The 17,202-nt window shown below is 48.0% G+C and carries 16 protein-coding genes; 7 read left to right on the top strand and 9 right to left on the bottom strand.

Translation table 11 applies throughout. The features are described from left to right. Positions 1–190: 190 nt before the first annotated feature. The 3 genes from MNQ98_RS05335 to MNQ98_RS05325 all read right to left on the bottom strand — a co-directional run bounded on the left by MNQ98_RS05335 (position 191) and on the right by MNQ98_RS05325 (position 3,654). Positions 191–1,105, bottom strand: coding sequence for a DUF5692 family protein (locus MNQ98_RS05335; RefSeq protein ID WP_241932251.1), 915 nt, complete (start codon positions 1,103–1,105; stop codon positions 191–193). 249 nt (positions 1,106–1,354) lie between these two features. Continuing rightward, entirely contained in the window at positions 1,355–2,608 is a 1,254-nt protein-coding gene (locus MNQ98_RS05330) for an FAD-dependent oxidoreductase (protein ID WP_241932250.1), read from the bottom strand. A gap of 5 nt (positions 2,609–2,613) precedes the next feature. Then, positions 2,614–3,654, bottom strand: coding sequence for a helix-turn-helix domain-containing protein (locus MNQ98_RS05325; RefSeq protein ID WP_241932249.1), 1,041 nt, complete (start codon positions 3,652–3,654; stop codon positions 2,614–2,616). Positions 3,655–4,288: 634 nt separating this feature from the next. On the opposite strand from MNQ98_RS05325, the gene MNQ98_RS05320 reads away from it, so the two are divergent. Both MNQ98_RS05320 and MNQ98_RS05315 read left to right on the top strand, forming a co-directional pair. Then, complete coding sequence (locus MNQ98_RS05320; protein ID WP_241932248.1) at positions 4,289–5,824, top strand: flavocytochrome c; 1,536 nt, start codon at positions 4,289–4,291, stop codon at positions 5,822–5,824. 438 nt (positions 5,825–6,262) lie between these two features. After that, a complete protein-coding gene (locus MNQ98_RS05315; RefSeq protein WP_241932247.1) occupies positions 6,263–6,472 on the top strand; it encodes a hypothetical protein in 210 nt (69 codons plus the stop codon). 213 nt (positions 6,473–6,685) lie between these two features. Here the strand turns inward: MNQ98_RS05315 and MNQ98_RS05310 are convergent, their stop codons facing one another. The 4 genes from MNQ98_RS05310 to MNQ98_RS05295 form a co-directional block, all read right to left on the bottom strand. Continuing rightward, a complete protein-coding gene (locus MNQ98_RS05310) occupies positions 6,686–7,201 on the bottom strand; it encodes a DUF4241 domain-containing protein (protein ID WP_241932246.1) in 516 nt (171 codons plus the stop codon). A gap of 87 nt (positions 7,202–7,288) precedes the next feature. After that, the gene (locus tag MNQ98_RS05305; protein WP_241932245.1) at positions 7,289–8,377 is read right to left on the bottom strand and encodes an SMI1/KNR4 family protein; all 1,089 of its coding nucleotides are present in this window, start codon (positions 8,375–8,377) and stop codon (positions 7,289–7,291) included. Between the two features lie 76 nt (positions 8,378–8,453). After that, on the bottom strand, positions 8,454–8,666 hold the full coding sequence (locus tag MNQ98_RS05300; RefSeq protein ID WP_241932244.1) for a hypothetical protein: 213 nt from the start codon (positions 8,664–8,666) through the stop codon (positions 8,454–8,456). A gap of 84 nt (positions 8,667–8,750) precedes the next feature. Then, a complete protein-coding gene (locus MNQ98_RS05295) occupies positions 8,751–8,966 on the bottom strand; it encodes a hypothetical protein (protein ID WP_241932243.1) in 216 nt (71 codons plus the stop codon). Positions 8,967–9,199: 233 nt separating this feature from the next. Between MNQ98_RS05295 and MNQ98_RS05290 the strand changes: the two genes are divergently transcribed. The 5 genes from MNQ98_RS05290 (at position 9,200) to MNQ98_RS05270 (ending at position 14,874) form a co-directional block, all read left to right on the top strand. After that, positions 9,200–10,903, top strand: coding sequence for a peptide ABC transporter substrate-binding protein (locus MNQ98_RS05290; protein ID WP_241933849.1), 1,704 nt, complete (start codon positions 9,200–9,202; stop codon positions 10,901–10,903). 123 nt (positions 10,904–11,026) lie between these two features. Beyond that, a complete protein-coding gene (locus tag MNQ98_RS05285; RefSeq protein WP_241932242.1) occupies positions 11,027–11,965 on the top strand; it encodes an ABC transporter permease in 939 nt (312 codons plus the stop codon). Beyond that, the gene (locus MNQ98_RS05280) at positions 11,962–12,906 is read left to right on the top strand and encodes an ABC transporter permease (protein ID WP_241932241.1); all 945 of its coding nucleotides are present in this window, start codon (positions 11,962–11,964) and stop codon (positions 12,904–12,906) included. The genes MNQ98_RS05285 and MNQ98_RS05280 overlap by 4 nt, the downstream gene beginning before the upstream one ends. Positions 12,907–12,925: 19 nt before the next feature. Then, a complete protein-coding gene (locus tag MNQ98_RS05275; RefSeq protein WP_241932240.1) occupies positions 12,926–13,918 on the top strand; it encodes an ABC transporter ATP-binding protein in 993 nt (330 codons plus the stop codon). After that, on the top strand, positions 13,915–14,874 hold the full coding sequence (locus tag MNQ98_RS05270; RefSeq protein ID WP_241932239.1) for an ABC transporter ATP-binding protein: 960 nt from the start codon (positions 13,915–13,917) through the stop codon (positions 14,872–14,874). Before MNQ98_RS05275 ends, MNQ98_RS05270 begins: the two co-directional genes overlap by 4 nt. 229 nt (positions 14,875–15,103) lie before the next feature. Here MNQ98_RS05270 and MNQ98_RS05265 read toward each other — a convergent pair whose 3' ends face one another. Further along, positions 15,104–16,135 (bottom strand): sensor histidine kinase, encoded by a 1,032-nt coding sequence (locus MNQ98_RS05265; protein WP_241932238.1) that lies wholly within the window; start codon positions 16,133–16,135, stop codon positions 15,104–15,106. A 256-nt stretch (positions 16,136–16,391) separates the two neighbouring features. Next, positions 16,392–17,129 (bottom strand): LytR/AlgR family response regulator transcription factor, encoded by a 738-nt coding sequence (locus MNQ98_RS05260; RefSeq protein WP_241932237.1) that lies wholly within the window; start codon positions 17,127–17,129, stop codon positions 16,392–16,394. Between the last annotated feature and the right edge of the window lie 73 nt (positions 17,130–17,202).

Raw genomic sequence — 17,202 nt, 5'->3', positions numbered from 1 at the left:
CAAAATAATTATGAAAAAGAATATTTAAGAGTTCTTTCATTGTCTGCTGTTCATATCCTAGTGTCAACAACATAGAAGGATTAGGTGTCAGCCGCAACTGATTTCCTAGAGTCAACTCATCATACCGCCGGACAACAAAAAGAGAAGCTACAACGCTGCAGCTTCTCTTTCTCTTACCGGCCCGAGGTCTTTAATTATGCTCGGCGACCGCTTGATATGCTTTCAAATCCGTATACACTTCCACCTTGAGCGGATTGCGTTTATGCTTGGAAATCTTGTAGAAGTGATATACGAATACCGCGATATTTGCGGCCAGGGACAAGGCGCTTGCCACCCACAATGCTGTTTCGCTGTGGGAGGACTGTACCGCAAATTTGGACTCTCCGACAAATGCCGGGAACGACATCGTAAACATCATCCAGATTGCGAGCGTTTGAGCACGGTGCTGCAGCCACGCACCCTTCTTAAAGAAGAATGCCGGAATCGTACAGGAGAGCAGCAACGCTGCACCTGCATAATACGAGTGGTCGGACACACAGTTGTACACATAAGCAAAATTCCAGATATCATAAGCAATGATCCAAAACCAAAGCTGATCCGGCCATACCATGTCCTTGGACCGGTTTTTGCTAACCATAATGCCCATCCAACCGGAAATAGTAATAATGTTCAACAAACCGGCGATTCCGTTCATAATATTCCATGGTCCGCCGATCATCATGACGCCGTCCACAATTCCATTTAAACTGTACACCTGGAAATCGCGGATCACCGCTTCAAGAATATTGAGAGCGAGAATGAAAGCTGGGAACATCAAGACGTACTTGTTCTTGTCCCACCCTTTAATGTACCTCAAGGCCATAAAACCAAGACAACCTGCCAGTGCGGAATAAACTTTGACCCAATGGAACCAGGTTCCTACGCTAGATCCTTCCCCCGCTGTATTCGGCCATACCGCAAACGTCAGAATGATCGGCAGCACAAGAAAGAGAAACAGAGACACCCATTTGCTCATCCGCGCCAATTCATTCACAAGCATTAAACCCCCGAGCACCACAAACCACATCAAGACCGAGTACCAAGGCATCGCTTCGAAAAAAAACATGCATAACCCTCCTTTTGCAATGATGCAATCCCTATCTGCCTTGAATATAGCGCTTGGCAGACTAAGCATCAAATCCCGGGATTCCTTTCAGGACAAGGGCCCGCGGACTTTGCTTTAAAGGTAGGTTTACACTTTTTCAGTAGGGCTCCCTTCACGGCAACTCCGCTTGCGAATCATGGAATTCATTGTAATATAGTGTAAACAGAACTTGAAAGTAAAATATTGCAGAATAACACACGCTGCAGCAGGTCAGAAATACCGTTCAACCAAAGATTTGGCATAGATTATGCAGTTCTCAAGCGTAGGAAAATTCATGATTTCCCCCGCAAAGTAGATGCCGTATTTTCCCTGCATATGTTCAAGCTGTGTATAGAAGCCTCTCTGGAGGGCGTCCGTGTCCACATGGGGAAAATGATTCCAGCACTTCATCATGTAAAGCCGGATATTTTCTCCCCCCAGACTGGCAAGCGTAGCCTCGATGCTCTCCCGCATTTCGGAATCACTCATGCTTTCGCTTTCCGCCACATATACGGTGATCAGATCCGTCTCTGCCAGATCCGCCCATCTGTGATACCAAGCCATCATTTGGCCCTTGCGTCCTGGTCCCATATTACCCGGAATGTAACCTGACAGCTTCGGCATGTTGTCAACCCTGTAGGCGTAAACGCGGAACCGCTCATAAATAATGCTCTCCAGCAGCTTACGGTCTTCGTGAGCCATATCCACCTTGTCTGGCAAATCTCGCAGTGAGGCTGTATAAATTACTTTGTCAAAGTACAGTGTCCCTTGATCGGTTTCAACCCTGACTCTGCCTGGCTCTTCCCTGTCAATACGATTCACCCCGCACGTAAGCCGCAGATCCGAAGCCTGATCGCCCATGCGCTTGACAAGCTCCGTTACCCCTTGGGGCCAGGAAATCATATGGGTGATTTCAATGAATGACATGAGGTTATCGTAATTAAGCAGCTTCATAACATAAGCCGCCGGGACCTCATCGATGCTACCAAAACCAAATGCGCTGAAATAATGCATAAACACCTGTTTGAGTACAAACAACCCGTTCTCATCACACCAGGCGGCAAAAGGCTTGCATAGCTCCAGCGGAATATTGGCAAACCCCGGGGCTTTAATGAATTCATAGCGACCCAGCAGCTCCGGAAGATGTTTGAACTCTCTGGCAAAGTCCGACAGTTGCTCTACAGGAATTTGCGAGGTTGTATACCCGTCCCTGTTGAAAAATCCACGATCCAGCAGAGGGCCCTTATCCTGCAGATCAAACTCCTCCATTAGCTTCATCGTCATTTTGTATGACGGCAGACCAATCAAGGTGCCCATTTCATAGGTTTTCCCCTTGTATTCGATCGAGTGGCATTTGCCACCAACCCGGTCCCCTTGTTCCATAATCGTCACGTGGCGGTAACCTTTCTTGCCCAATTCATAAGCGAGGGTCACGCCGGAGATTCCCGCACCTACGATCCCGATTTTTTCACCGTCCCTGATCATATCCCTCATCTCCTTGTATACAACCAGAGCGGCAATGGCCCCTGAACCCCTCTGAAATCAAGCACAATGTCAGAAGGGATCTTACCTTGGTTATTCCCCTCCCCGAGAGGACGGATATAGTTATAGTAATTCATGTATTCATTTAAGTGCTGCTCCAGCGTGTCAAAGGAATCTATTCTTCCCTCGTGCCAAACCGGTTTATAAAATTCTTTTCCCAGAACCGTAGTGAATTCATGCAAAGGTTGAAATACCTCGGGATGATCGGCGCCAAAGGTAACGGAGTTAATGTTGTGCTTGTGCAGATATTCTGTATACATGTGGTTTCCCCGCTCCCAGGCTGTCGAGAATTCCTGGCTTTTGTTGGTTACCAGATTATCGATCTCCAGATGAAAGGTTCTCAGCAATGGCATGATCTTAAAGCGCATAAAATCAATAAGTTCCATCGTTGACTTCTGATTGCACAGCTTCACCAGCGCTAGTCGCGAGTAGGAGTCCAAAATGATGTACTGGTATAACTTCCCTGCCTTCGGAAACTTGCCTATGTATTGGATGGTCTGAAAACAAATATAGCCGGGCCTCGCATGATCCGAATTGTTCATGTTGTAGTCCAGTGGGTTTTGCTGCTTCACCTGGTTTCCGGCAGAATTTGATTTTCCCCGGCTTGTTCTCTTCTTGGCCTTGATCTCCCTGGCGTATCGCTCTCGATCCTCTCTCCGGTTTAGCCCGTGTCTGCGTAGTACGTTATAAATCCCGGATTCCCCCGTCCGTACTCCTTCGTCCTGTAATTCATAATAGATCCGCTTGGGCCCATCCTGGGGAAAACGTGCCACATATTGCAAAATAATCTTTTCCGTTTTTCTGTCCACCTGATTCGGCATCACCGGTCTGCGGGCCTTCCTGCCAAGTCCGGCCATTCCATCCTGCATATAGGCGTTATACCAGCGGTAATACAGAGTTCTGGAAATACCGAATTCCTTGCACGTCTTTGCCACGTTGTTACTTGTCATTCCGTGGAGGATAACCTGATACTTCTGGCTCTCGTTCAATCGCTTCGCCCCTTTCCCTGAACCGTCGTGCTTACTCTTATTGTAGTAAAGTAAGGGGCCTCAAACAGTAAAATGAGTTACATGTTTGTGACCCGTCGGATCATTTCAGGGCTTGCCCCGAAGCTAACAAACTATAATCTTCCAGTAAATAAAAATAACTAGAATTACATGTTAAAATTGTTACAATGTTAGGTGGTGAACTAGGAAACACCACTCCATACCAAAATAGTCGCGCCGTATTTCTGCTTTTATGACTGCAGATACATCTGATTCCATATATTCCGTTGTTAGCTGCTGCCCTGGTTCTGGATCAGTACAAGCTGCATCCGGTTCCAAAGGAGGGGGGCATCATCCAAAAAAACCTTATACTTGTTCGAGAAGACAATTCGACAAAATTCAACAATAATTGTGAAATAATTCACAGGTAATAGAGCTGATAGTATATTAAAATGAAGTGAACCTAAAAGACTAACGATTCAGACAGGGGAGGTAACCGTGAAAGATTTGAAGTTCGGAGAACAAAGGCGACGCTCACGCTCCTCCACTTCTCAATTTCTCCGTTACTCCCTTCTTTTTTGTTGGGTTCTTTACGCGTTCATCTAGATAACAGACATATAAAAGCGGAGGGTCAAACATGAAAAAAAACGTAGCAACAACGCTTATTCTCGTTCTCTCTCTCATGCTCGCGATCGCGGGATGCGGCAACGGGAACCAGAACCAAAACCAAAACCAGAGTCAGGGCAATGACAAAAAAGAAGAGAACAAAGAAACAGAAGCCGTTTCGGGGGCGTCTCAAGCCGGCTATACACCAATCGATCAACTAAAAGATAAATATGATATTATCATTGTCGGTGCAGGTGGCGCTGGTATGTCTGCTGCACTTGAGGCAAAAGAAAAAGGCATGAACCCGGTTATTTTTGAAAAAATGCCGCTTGCTGGCGGGAATACAACAAAATCATCTTCGGGTATGAACGCTTCTGAAACTAAGTTCCAAAAAGAGCAAGGCATTACCGACAGCAATGATTCATTTTATGAAGAGACGTTAAAAGGCGGTCATGATACAAACGACAAAGAGATGCTTCGTTTCTTCGTTGACAATTCAGCAAGTGCGATCGATTGGCTGGATTCCATTGGAATTCGGTTGAACAATATTACGATTACAGGCGGTATGAGCGAAAAGCGTACACACCGTCCTGAAGATGGCTCAGCGGTAGGACAATACCTTGTTAACGGTTTGCTGAAAAACATACAAGAACAAGAAATCCCACTTTTTGTGAACGCTAATGTAACGGAAATTACGGAACAAGACGGCAAAGTAAATGGCGTCAAAGTTATCTTCGACCAGAATGATGAGAAAAATATTGCAGCGGATGCTGTCGTTGTTACAGCCGGCGGTTACGGCTCCAATATGGATATGATTGCCGAGGTTCGCTCCGATCTGAAAGGTCTTGTGACAACAAACCAAGAAGGCAGCACCGGTGACGGCATCAAGATGATTGAAAAACTCGGCGGTGTAACGGTCGATATGGATCAAATCCAAGTTCATCCAACGGTACAGCAAGAGAAATCCTATCTCATTGGGGAAGCGGTTCGCGGTGAAGGAGCGATCCTCGTTTCCAGTGAGGGTAAACGTTTCGCAAACGAACTGGATACTCGGGACAATGTCACCGCTGCAATCAATACACTGCCTGAAAAATCGGCTTATCTTGTATTTGATTCCGGCGTAAAATCCCGCGCTAAAGCGATTCAACAATATGAAAAAATGGGCTTTGTAATTCAAGGGGATTCGATCGAGGCATTAGCCAAAGAAATGGGTGTTCCCGCAGATCAGCTCCAAACCACACTGGATACATGGAACAACGCGGTGAAGGATAAAAAGGATGCTGAATTTGGCAGAACAACTGCAATGGACAACGACTTATCCAGTGGACCATACTATGCAATCAAAATCGCCCCTGGGATTCACTACACCATGGGTGGCGTGAAAATCAATACGAACACAGAAGTGTTGAATAAAGATGGCGAAGCCATTCCAGGCTTGTTTGCAGCAGGCGAGCTTACTGGCGGCTTGCACGGCCAAAACCGGATCGGCGGCAACTCTGTTGCGGAGATCATTATCTTCGGTCGCCAAGCTGGTATCAAATCGGCTGAATTTGTAAAAGCACAATAAGATATCATTTTTCAACCAGCATACAACAAACGCTTGGGCTTATCATAGTCCAAGCGTTTTGTTGTTTTTTTGCCGGATCGACAGACGCCAGCCAAAAGGTACATCGGATTTAATGTCGGTACATTTAGTTCAAATGGTGCGCTATAATTAGCTATATAAGCTTGAACGGAAATTTCCCAAAGGATGTGATAACAATGCAATGGCATGAGGTGCGCTCGATTTATCCCGATCAATACGTCTTGCTGGAAACCCTCAATTCCCATACCCAAGATAACATACAGTACGTTGACGAGGTTGCTCTTGTCCGAGCCATTCAAGAACCATCCGAGGCGACCAAAGAGCTTTTAAAGTGCAAGGACAACAATATCGTCTACCACACCGGCCAAGAAATAATTGCTATCGAATTGAGAAAGCCCCCTTTCTATAGGAGTCGATGACATGCAAATTGAATATATCGATAATCTGCTGCAAACCTCCATGACGATACTCTATAAAAGACGCTCTCTGACAATCGACCATTTAGTTATAGACACAGGAGCGGCACATTCATTACTCTCTTCTGATATCGTATCGCGAATCGGGATTCACTTTGAAAATGGAGATAAACTTGCATCGGATGGAAATGCATCCGGCATCCCTCAGTCATGATTAAAAAGGGGACACGATTCGTTCGTATCCCTTTTTCGTCCTAATTCCTCCATCTTAGATCCTTACATTCTCACATGCACCGTATGCAAGAAAATGTACGGTTAGGCTGAATTCTGTATTAGATTTTTGTGTTTTGCTGAATGTTCACGTGATTCGTCAAAAAGTCGTCAACTGTAACTGTCGGATTATAATTGGCCCCATACAACATCCCCGTCAGCCCTTAATAAACACAATCTTCACGCCAACCACCTGATCCTGTTCATTGACAGCTTTATACACGCCGTATGCACCGTCGCCTACGCCGGTACGAGATACGACACCGCCATCCAGGACGCCCGATTCTTCCCCGCTCTCGGTAATATCGCAGCAGGTGAGATACCATTCGTTCTCAGTATCTACATCACCTTGCCCGGCATCCGCATCAGGAATTCGGTATTGGCGGATATCAAAAATCCCGGCCTGCCCACTATCCACCCCAGCCACAAAAGGACACTTAATCCATTCCAGGTATTCTCCCTGTTCGGACACAGAGTTGTGATACGCCGTTAACTTGGCGTTGGCTTCACCCCAATCCCTGACCTCGACTTTCTCCACTTCTCCAACCCATGTTCCATTCATTGCAGGTTCCAATACACCCATGATGATCGTGTTCTTATCCAATTCATAACAAGGATCGGCCACAACCAATTGTCCGGAATTCACTTCAAAATTGCCCAGTCGAATGATCAATGAGGATACCTCCCGTAACTGCGTATAGTTCATCTTATTTTATCACGCGTTCATATTCCAAATCCCTAGTTCAATCGTCATTACGCATCATCTCATAATCCTATAAACATTCCCGTTCAACTGTCCTTTTACCATGTAAACATCCCCTACCGAAACAACGAGTTCTTCAATCCCCTTCACCAAAACTTCCTGTTCCAGCCCTTCCACATATAACGGAAAACACTTTTCGCCTGGATCATGCATAAACAACCGGTTTACCCGTCCAATTACAATATACTCAGACCGTTCGCCAATGACGGTAAGCGGCTGAAGTGCCCCGCGTTCATCCTGTTCTTCTATTTTTTCAAGCTCCAAAGGCATCCAGGATTTATGCTCCATATATAAGGAAACCACGAGCCGATCACCAACCCGGGTATGTTCCGAGTATCCGCCTTCCCTTACAAAGTCGCTTGGACAAAAATATTCAAACTGAAACGAATAATGATTCTGATCCTTGCGTACATGCAAATCCCTAACATTTCCGCCCAACTTCACCTTGGTAATGACGCATGAAAATTTATCGTTACGTTCCAGGTGGGCCAGCCTCTCCGTTATTTTACGATCTAACCACTTGATATAATATTCGCTAAATGAATCACTAACCGGAAAAGTCCCCTGCCCATGACATGTATCAATGTAGTAAAGCTTGCCCGCATGGTCGCCTGACACTATCATGACGATATAATAACCGCAACCATCGTTATGCAGCGTAATCGTTCCGTGCAAAGCCTCCATAACCATCTGATCATATTCTTCATCTGCAAGATCTTCATCAATATTTTCAAAGCCATCGCCAAAATATCGATTGCAGCTCTCCAAGGAAAAGGGAAGGCTCATATATTCAAGTCCAATAGTGGTATTTAGACTGGATTCAATGCAATCCTTCGCGTGCGATAGAGACAGAGGAAACGGTCTGTCGTGATGGCCTTGTTTGCCGCCATTTCCGATATGAAGCAGGAAATCCTTATAATCTTGCGGCAGCACTACCTTTGCCGCGGCTTCAAATTCCTCTATTTGATCCGCCGTTAATTGACCATTCAAAACATACGGACCATTTCCGTCATAGAGACTTTGATAATGCTCCAACATCTGTTCCACTCTTGTAATGAATTCGCTCTTGCAGTTGATTTCGTTCATGCCTGCACCTCATTCTAAATTAAAATGGAGAATCATCTGAGTCATTACCGTTATTGAGGTCTAAAAAAGGGGTGTGTTAAGATAAGAATAGAAATAAGGAGCAGCCGCCCGCTGCTCCCCAGTACAAACATCTTGAGCAGGATTTCCCCTCCAAGATCAGATCAAGAAGAGAAAGTAACCCACTTAGGCGGTAAACCTTAGGAGTGGGTTTCTTTCGTTTGTCGATGTAGGTCAGCAATGCCAGCAGGAAGATCCCGAAGGTTATCACTTCACCGAACGAAATGTTCATCGCACCACCCCCTTCACAAGGAGGAAATGCGCCCACTCAAGGTGTGTATGTTCAATCCAAATTATAACATTATTTTTAGCTTGCCTAGGGAATTTTTTCTAAATATTTATAGTCATTGCGCTCCAACTTGGGATGATCCAGGTTTGGAAGTTCTTTTGGTTGTGTCGATTTCAACTGCTGCACGATGTATCTCTGTTCGACTTTACCGAATAATCCATAAGCCGCCGCCAGCAGAATGGCGGACTCGAGCGGGACCGGACTCTTCCGGTCTCGTTTTTTGGCGCGCTCTTCGCCTGACATGAACCGAAGGCCACTTCTGCCCCCCGCTCCATGCCGGAAAGCCACGCCTTTACATGACATGTTTCATGAAAATTTATCACAAACTGGAATAAATAGAGACGAGTTGGCATGTTTATAGAATGATAGGGTATACACCGATGGCTGCATCGATTCTGCTTCATCATCTTGCCTCCGGCCAGGTGGACCACTTCATACCAAGAGAGGGGTACGCTATGCGAAAAAGACGCAAATCCATGCTAGTCGTGCTGACACTATTACTAGCCGTAAGCGCTTTTATGAGTGCTTGCGGCAGCAGCGGCCAAGGCACCGACTCATCCTCGCCTCCGGCGAAGAACAACGAAAAGCCCGCAGAACCGGCACCTGGCGGCGACAAAGCCGGCGACAAAATCGAAGCGCCAAAGGAGCAAGTCTTCCGCTTCAATCTGCATTCGAACCCGCCGACGCTCGATCCCGGTCAGGCGCAAGACAACGTGGCATTCGCCGTGCTCAATGGTTTGTTCGAAGGTCTGACACGAAGCAACGAGAGCGGCGAAGCCATCCCGGGCACCGCCGAGAAGTGGGAAATATCACCGGATGGCACGAAGTACACCTTCCATTTACGGAAGGACGCGAAATGGTCGAACGGGGACCCCGTGACAGCGGGAGACTTCGAGTTCTCGTGGAAGCGGGTGCTCGATCCGAAGATGGAGCCAGCGCCGCCGTACGCCTATCAGCTGTACTATATCAAGGGCGCGGAGGCATACAACACCGGACAAAGCGCCGACCCGAACTCGGTAGCCATCAAGGCTGTCGATGCCAACACGCTTGAGGTCGAGTTGGAACACTCCACTCCGTATTTTTTAAGCCTTCTTTCATTCCAGACCTATTTCCCGGTACACTCCTCCGTCAAAGACAATCCGAAATGGGCATCTGAGGCGAGCACCATTATTTCGAACGGCCCGTTCAAAATCAGCGAATGGAAGCAGCAAAGCTCGCTAGAGATGGTGAAAAATGAGCATTACTACGGCAAGGATGAAATTAAATTCACCAAGGTGCAAATGTCCATGGTAGCCGATTCGGGCTCGGAGCTGAACATGTACGAGACCGACCAGATTGATTATGCCGGCATGCCGACCGGACGCGTTCCTAATGAGCAAATTCCAATCTTGAAGGAAACGAAGCCGGACGAACTGGAGATTAAAGGTATCGCCTCCAGCTACTATTATTTGTTCAATAACAAACAAGAGCCGTTCAACAACGTCAACATCCGCAAAGCGCTGTCGATGGCGATCGACCGCCAGCTAATTGTCGACAAGGTGACTCTTGGCGGACAACTGCCAGCGTTTGGCATCGTTCCTCCCGGCATCACCGGCGAGAAGGACGAATTCCGCAACGAGCACAAGGACGATTACTTCAAAGAAAATATAGAGGAAGCGAAAGCGCTGCTGCAAAAGGGGCTCAGCGAGCTGGGATTGTCCGCTATGCCTGAATTTACGCTCGCTTACAATACCGATGAGAGCCACAAAAAGGTGGCCGAGGCGGTCGCTGACATGTGGAGCAAAAATCTCGGCATCAAAGTGAAAATCGAGAATCAGGAATGGGGCGTCTTCCTGAAAAACCGCACCGCGCTCAACTATCAGATGGCCCGATCCGGATGGTCGACCGACTACAACGACCCGATGTCCTTCATCGATCTGTACATGACCGGAAGCGGCAACAACGACATCGGTTACAGCAATCCGGAATTCGACAAGCTCGTCCGGGAGGCGAAGCAATCACTTAATAACAAGGAACGGATGGAATTGATGGCAAAGGCAGAGCGCATGATGATCGAGCAGGATCAGGCCATTCTTCCGCTGTACTACTACACGAACGTCGGACTCAAGAAACCGTATCTCAAGAACGTGTTTATCGACTATCAGGGAATGATCAACTACAGCCGGGGTTACTTCGAATAACGACGAGAGCTCGCGTTCTGCCCGGTATGAAGTCCGTTCGGGATGCACTTGGCCAAGTAGCCGGTGCGTCCCGCTTCTTCATATCCATGGCGGAATGAACCTGACTAGAAGGAGGATGCATCCATGATTCGGTACTCCTTGACCAAGCTGTTCTATCTCATCCTGTCGCTGTGGGTACTGGCTTCCGTCACATTTTTGCTCATGAAGGCCATTCCCGGCGATCCATTCATGTCGGAAAAAGCAGTTCCACCGGAAGTTCGCGCCCGGCTGATGGCCCAATACGGACTGGATAAACCGCTGTATGAGCAATATTTCGTCTATTTATCCAACCTGGCGAAAGGCGATTTGGGCATTTCGATGAAAATGCTGGACCGCGAAGTCGGCCAGACGATTCGCGATGCCTTCCCCTATTCCCTGAAGCTCGGCGTCGTCTCGATTATCGTCTCTGTCGTCATCGGTGTAAGCCTGGGCATGATTGCGGCGCTGCGGCATCGCAAGCTGCTCGACTCCGCCTCGATGGTCATCGCCGTTCTGGGCGTATCGGTCCCCAGCTTTGTGCTGGCCTCCTTCTTCCAATATATTTTCGGCGTGAAGCTGAAATGGCTGCATGTCGTCGGCCTGAATGGTCCGCTTGATTACATTATGCCGACCCTGGCGCTCTCCGCCCTGGCTATCGCTTTCATCGCACGCCTGACGCGCTCGAACATGTTGGAAGTGCTCTCGGCCGATTATATTAAGACCGCCAAGGCCAAAGGCTTGTCCCGCGGCGCGATCATCCGCCGGCATGTGCTGCGCAACGGCATTCTGCCCGTTGTCACCTATCTTGGGCCGCTCACGGCCAATGTCGTGACGGGCTCCTTCATCATCGAGCAAATCTTCGGAATCGGAGGGCTTGGCAAAATATTCGTCACAAGCATCAGCAACCGCGACTACTCGCTCATTATGGGCATTACCCTATTCTACGGGTTGATTCTGATGTGCGCCCGCTTCATCACCGACGTCGCGTACGGGTTGATCGATCCCCGCATTGCTCTTGTCTCGAGAAAGGAGAAGACCGCATGACAATGTTCCATTCCCCGGCTGAAGAACGCCCTCTCGCCCCAGACGATTTCCGGAAGGCGGACGTCAGCGAACATGCGGCGGAAGCGATCGTACAGGAAAGCATATCCGCATGGCGTGACGCATGGCTGCGGCTGCGCGACAATCGGGTTGCCATGACGGGCCTTGTCTTCTTGCTGCTCATCATCGTCATGGCCATCATTGGCCCGATGCTGACGCCTTACGATTACTACTCCAATAATTTGGAGAATACGAATCTACCGCCTTCCGCCGAGCATTGGTTCGGAACGGACGATCTCGGCCGCGACATGTTCGCCCGCACGTGGATGGGCGCCCGCATTTCTCTTATCGTCGGCTTCTCCGCCGCGGCCATCAATCTCGTCATCGGTGTTATCTACGGCGGCATCATGGGTTATGTCGGAGGACGGATCGACGAGGTGATGAACAAAATCTCCGAAATCATCTATTCCATTCCGGATCTGCTCGTGGCGATTCTGCTCGTTGTCGTCTTCGAACCGAGCCTGGGCACGATTATTTTGGCGCTGTGCGTGACCGGCTGGATCAATATGTCGTGGATCGTGCGCGGACAGATAATGCAGCTCAAAAATCAGGAATATGCCCTCGCCTCCCGTTCCCTCGGCTCGCCTCACATGCGCATTCTGTTCCGGCATCTCCTGCCGAACGCCATGGGCCCGATTATCGTCACCTTGACCTTGGCGGTGCCGGCAGCCATCTTCAGCGAAGCCGTGCTGAGCTTCCTTGGGCTGGGCGTGCAATCGCCATCCGCATCGTGGGGGACGATGATTAACGACGCGCTGAAGGCTATGATTATTCATCCTTGGCGCCTTGCCTTCCCTGCGCTGTTCATCAGCTTGATGATGCTGTGCTTCAATCTGTTCGGAGACGGGCTACGCGATGCGCTTGATCCGAAGATGAAAAAATAAGGACAAGGAGGGTTCGCACATGCAACGATTGCTCGAAGTCCAAGATCTCCGTGTCTCCTTTCACGTTCGCGGCGGCGAGGTACAAGCGGTGCGCGGCATCGGATTCCATGTCCAGCCCGGGGAGGCCGTCGCCATCGTCGGCGAATCCGGCTGCGGCAAGAGCGTGACTGCCCAAGCGATCATGCGTCTTCTGCCCCATCCTCCCGCCCGCATTCATCAAGGGGAGATCCGGTTCCAGGGAAAAGATCTACTGCGCATGAAGGAGTGGGAAATGCAGTCCATCCGGGGCAAGGATATCGGGATGATCTTTCAGGATCCGATGACATCGCTCAATCCCACGATGACGATCGGCCGCCAGATTACCGAAGTGCTGACAAAGCATCAGCACATGACAGCACAGAAAGCCAAGCGGCGGGCGATAGAGATGCTGGAGATGGTCGGCATCCCCCATCCGGCCTCTCGCTTCTCCCAATATCCGCATGAGTTCTCCGGCGGCATGAGGCAGCGGGCCATGATTGCCATTGCCTTGGCCTGCCGGCCGGCTCTGCTCATCGCAGACGAGCCGACGACGGCGCTCGACGTGACGATCCAGGCCCAGATTCTGAGCGTGCTCAAGCATCTACAGCGCGAATTTGGGACATCGATCATTTTGATTACGCATGATCTTGGTATTGTGGCGGATCTGTGCGACCGCGTCATCGTCATGTATGCGGGGCAAATCGTCGAGTCCGGCACGAAACGGGAAATATTCAAGCAGCCGCAGCATCCGTATACCCGAGGCCTGCTGCGTTCCCTGCCGCGGATCGATCAGAGCAAGGATGAGCCTCTTGTGCCGATTTACGGCACGCCGCCCGATCTGGCCAAGCCGCCGACAGGCTGCCCGTTCTGGGCCCGCTGCAACGACGCGATGCGCGTCTGCCAGCAGCGGCAGCCGGAATCGACCTCCATCAGCGGAACCCACAGCGCGAGCTGCTGGCTGCTGCACCCGCTGGCCCGGGAGGTGGCCAGATGAGCACAGAGCCATTGCTTCGGATCAACCGGCTGAGCAAGCATTTCCACCTTAGACGGGGCCAAACGCTGAAGGCCGTCCATGACATCAGCTTCACCGTCCGCAGAGGAGAGACGCTCGGGATGGTAGGCGAATCGGGGTGCGGCAAATCGACGACGGGACGGACTATCCTCCGCTTGTACGAGCCGACGGCCGGGGAAGCCTGGTACGGGGGAACGAATATCTACCGGTTGAAGCAGCGGCAACTGAAGGCGTTCCGCCGCGAGATGCAGATGATTTTTCAGGACCCGTACGCATCGCTAAATCCGCGCATGACCATCATGGACATTATCGGGGAGGCGCTGGACATTCATCGGCTGGCCGACAGCCGTTCATCGCGCAGGAAGCGGGTCGAGGAGCTGCTTCATCTTGTCGGGCTCAATCCCGATCATGCCACCCGCTATCCCCATGAGTTCTCGGGTGGTCAGCGCCAACGCATCGGAATCGCCCGCGCGCTGGCGGTCGATCCGAAGTTCATTATTTGCGACGAGCCGATCTCGGCGCTGGACGTATCGATACAGGCCCAAGTTGTCAATCTACTGCAGGATCTGCAGAAGCGTCTTGGACTCACCTACCTGTTCATTGCGCATGATCTCTCCATGGTCAAGCATATCAGCGATCGGGTTGCCGTCATGTATTTGGGGCAGATCGTCGAGCTGGCTGACAGCGGGGCGCTGTATGCAGAGCCACTTCACCCGTATACACGCTCTCTCATGTCCGCCATTCCCGTCCCCGATCCCGACATCGAGGCCGGCAAAGAGCGTATCGTGCTGAGCGGCGAACTGCCGAGTCCGCTGAATCCGCCGAGCGGCTGCTCCTTCCGGACGCGATGCCCATACGCGACCGAGACCTGCGCCGAACGCAAGCCTGAGTTCCGGGAAGCGAAGCCAGGACATTATGTCGCCTGCCATCTGTCCTAGAGCTGCCGTAGGAACGCAGCAGAGGATATGGAAAAAGCTGCTGGTTGGATGAATAAAATAGGACAGGGTCATTAATTTTAACCTATATAGGATGAGGAACATAAACCCGCGAAAAGCCTTGTAGAATCAGGCTTTTTCACGGGTTTTCGTCTTTTCCAAGGGCCACAAGGCTTCCTGCCCCATCATCGCAATCAGTAGTCCCAGTTCAACAAGTCTCGCAGCTCCGGTTCTAGTTGCTCTGTACTTTCAGCTCTTTCGATATCTCAAACAAAACGATTTCAACTGAAAATATCTGATCCTCATAAGAGATATCCCATATGCCTTGATTTTCTTCTACCACTTTTTTAACGCTGCTTAACCCTATTCCATGTTTATGTTTGTCCAGTTTATTTGAAATGATATTGCCATGATGATCGGTAACAATTTTATGAGCATAGGAATTTACCATTTTTAAAAAAAGGGACTCGTTCATGTAATGAATATATATATTGATATATGGATCAGAAGCAGTGTTAGCTTTACACGCTTCAATGGCATTATCCAGAACGTTTCCTAGAATAATGCTCATTGCTACACTGTCTAACCTTAAATTCGGCGGAATATTTATATCCAAATTAACAGGGATCTTCAATTGATGGGCGATCTTCTGTTTATAATTAATGATGGAGTCGATAATCATACAACCCGTGTTACAGCTGCCCACAGCATCATTGATGTTTCCCAGAAGATCATCCAGCTGCTTCATGCTGATTGTTTCATGTTCTGACCGGAGTTGGGAACGCAAACCTAACAGTATATTTTTGAAATCATGTTGAAACTTGCTCATTTCTTCTTGTCTGTTCTTTGAAATTAAATATTGATGAATATAATAAGCGTTTTGCTGTTCCAGAAGAGTATTTTTGATCTGGGTCGATTGGATACGTAATATACGATCGCATAAAATCAAAACTAGTAAATTGATAAATAATAAACTGCTAGAAATAACGGGAAACGTAGTAGGATATATTCGATACAATGGATTCATAGTTAAATGATGAATTCCGATAATGCTGAATAGCGGGCATAGGAACAATATCATCCAATACCCTTTATTTAAATGACCGTCGCCAATAGATTGCGCCAGCCTTAATATGATTTGCATGATTAAAAAAATAAGTATCTTTGAGAAGAACAAACTAAAGATATAATCCGTAGTATTTTGAACCTGAGCCATCACGGCTATGTCAGCAAGTACAATGACCACAATAATGAAAAAAGCCACGCCTATCCTCCATGCCGTACGGCCTTTATAAAGAAATCCTAATAATATGATGAACACGGCATTCATTAGTAAAATATATGTACCAGACAAAGAACTGAAGTGTAAAGCCAAACTAAGCACATAATATAAGCAGTAAAATAAGAAAGTGTACACTCTATTGAAAACACAAACCCTAAAAACCTGCTTATAGAAATAGTGAATAATTACAGGGATCGCAGCGAGTGTAAATCCATAGAATAGCTCCTCTATCAAAAAATTATCCAATTAAATTCCCCCTGAATGTTAAATAGCTTTTTTTAACAGAGGCAACATATCTTTCGCTGATCGGTAACTCCAAACCATTCAGTAATACAATCTTCTTAGAAGTGATATGTTTCACATGATAGAAATTGATGATATACGATTGATGGGTCCGTATAAATTCATCACCAAATAACTTCTCATTTTCTTTATTCAACGTACTGTAATATTCGATTTGTTCCGTTCTAGTATGCAAGATAATTTTCCGACCGTTACTTTCCAGATAAATAATATCTTTAAAAGGGATTAGGAACTCACTTCCTTTTTGCTGCAATGGTAATAACCGTCTTCTCTTGTCCCTGGACCTGCGTTTAATCTTCTGAATAGCGGATACTAGCTTTCGCTCAAAGAGGTCAGGTTGAATAGGTTTACTGATAAATCCTGACGGCTGAACATCAAAAAGCTGCATATGATACTTTTCATGGCTTGATATGTAAATGAGCTGAACCAAGTCATTATTTTTATCCGCTCTTAATATATGGCCAACGTCTACCCCATTAAGTCCCTTCATTTCAATATCCATCAACATGATTTCGTATGCGCAGTTCTGCTTTATTTCCTCTCTTAACTTTTCCCCCGAATAAAAAATATCGGCTTCAATTTCCTCGGCATGCTTTTGTTGAAAGGAATCTAACAAATTTTCAATTTGTTCAGCCATTTGAAAGTCATCATCACAAATTGCAATGCGAATCATATAACCCTTCCTTTCCGCATTTCTGATCATCAAAATATAAAAATATTCAATTATAGTATACCTCAAATATCTT

Source organism: Paenibacillus sp. N3/727 (genome assembly GCF_022637315.1).
In the GTDB taxonomy this organism is placed as follows: domain Bacteria; phylum Bacillota; class Bacilli; order Paenibacillales; family Paenibacillaceae; genus Paenibacillus_AQ; species Paenibacillus_AQ uliginis.
Note: the sequence above shows the minus strand (reverse complement) of the source record. Positions and strands in the feature narration are given on the sequence as shown.

What these genes read in the sequence shown, in the direction of transcription:
- MNQ98_RS05335 (WP_241932251.1), bottom strand. Translation starts at nt 1,105, where the DNA reads ATGTTTTTTTTCGAAGCGATGCCTTGGTACTCGGTCTTGATGTGGTTT.
- MNQ98_RS05330 (WP_241932250.1), bottom strand. Translation starts at nt 2,608, where the DNA reads ATGATCAGGGACGGTGAAAAAATCGGGATCGTAGGTGCGGGAATCTCC.
- MNQ98_RS05320 (WP_241932248.1), top strand. Translation starts at nt 4,289, where the DNA reads ATGAAAAAAAACGTAGCAACAACGCTTATTCTCGTTCTCTCTCTCATG.
- MNQ98_RS05315 (WP_241932247.1), top strand. Translation starts at nt 6,263, where the DNA reads ATGCAAATTGAATATATCGATAATCTGCTGCAAACCTCCATGACGATA.
- MNQ98_RS05305 (WP_241932245.1), bottom strand. Translation starts at nt 8,377, where the DNA reads ATGAACGAAATCAACTGCAAGAGCGAATTCATTACAAGAGTGGAACAG.
- MNQ98_RS05300 (WP_241932244.1), bottom strand. Translation starts at nt 8,666, where the DNA reads ATGAACATTTCGTTCGGTGAAGTGATAACCTTCGGGATCTTCCTGCTG.
- MNQ98_RS05295 (WP_241932243.1), bottom strand. Translation starts at nt 8,966, where the DNA reads ATGTCAGGCGAAGAGCGCGCCAAAAAACGAGACCGGAAGAGTCCGGTC.
- MNQ98_RS05290 (WP_241933849.1), top strand. Translation starts at nt 9,200, where the DNA reads ATGCTAGTCGTGCTGACACTATTACTAGCCGTAAGCGCTTTTATGAGT.
- MNQ98_RS05285 (WP_241932242.1), top strand. Translation starts at nt 11,027, where the DNA reads ATGATTCGGTACTCCTTGACCAAGCTGTTCTATCTCATCCTGTCGCTG.
- MNQ98_RS05280 (WP_241932241.1), top strand. Translation starts at nt 11,962, where the DNA reads ATGACAATGTTCCATTCCCCGGCTGAAGAACGCCCTCTCGCCCCAGAC.
- MNQ98_RS05275 (WP_241932240.1), top strand. Translation starts at nt 12,926, where the DNA reads ATGCAACGATTGCTCGAAGTCCAAGATCTCCGTGTCTCCTTTCACGTT.
- MNQ98_RS05270 (WP_241932239.1), top strand. Translation starts at nt 13,915, where the DNA reads ATGAGCACAGAGCCATTGCTTCGGATCAACCGGCTGAGCAAGCATTTC.
- MNQ98_RS05260 (WP_241932237.1), bottom strand. Translation starts at nt 17,129, where the DNA reads ATGATTCGCATTGCAATTTGTGATGATGACTTTCAAATGGCTGAACAA.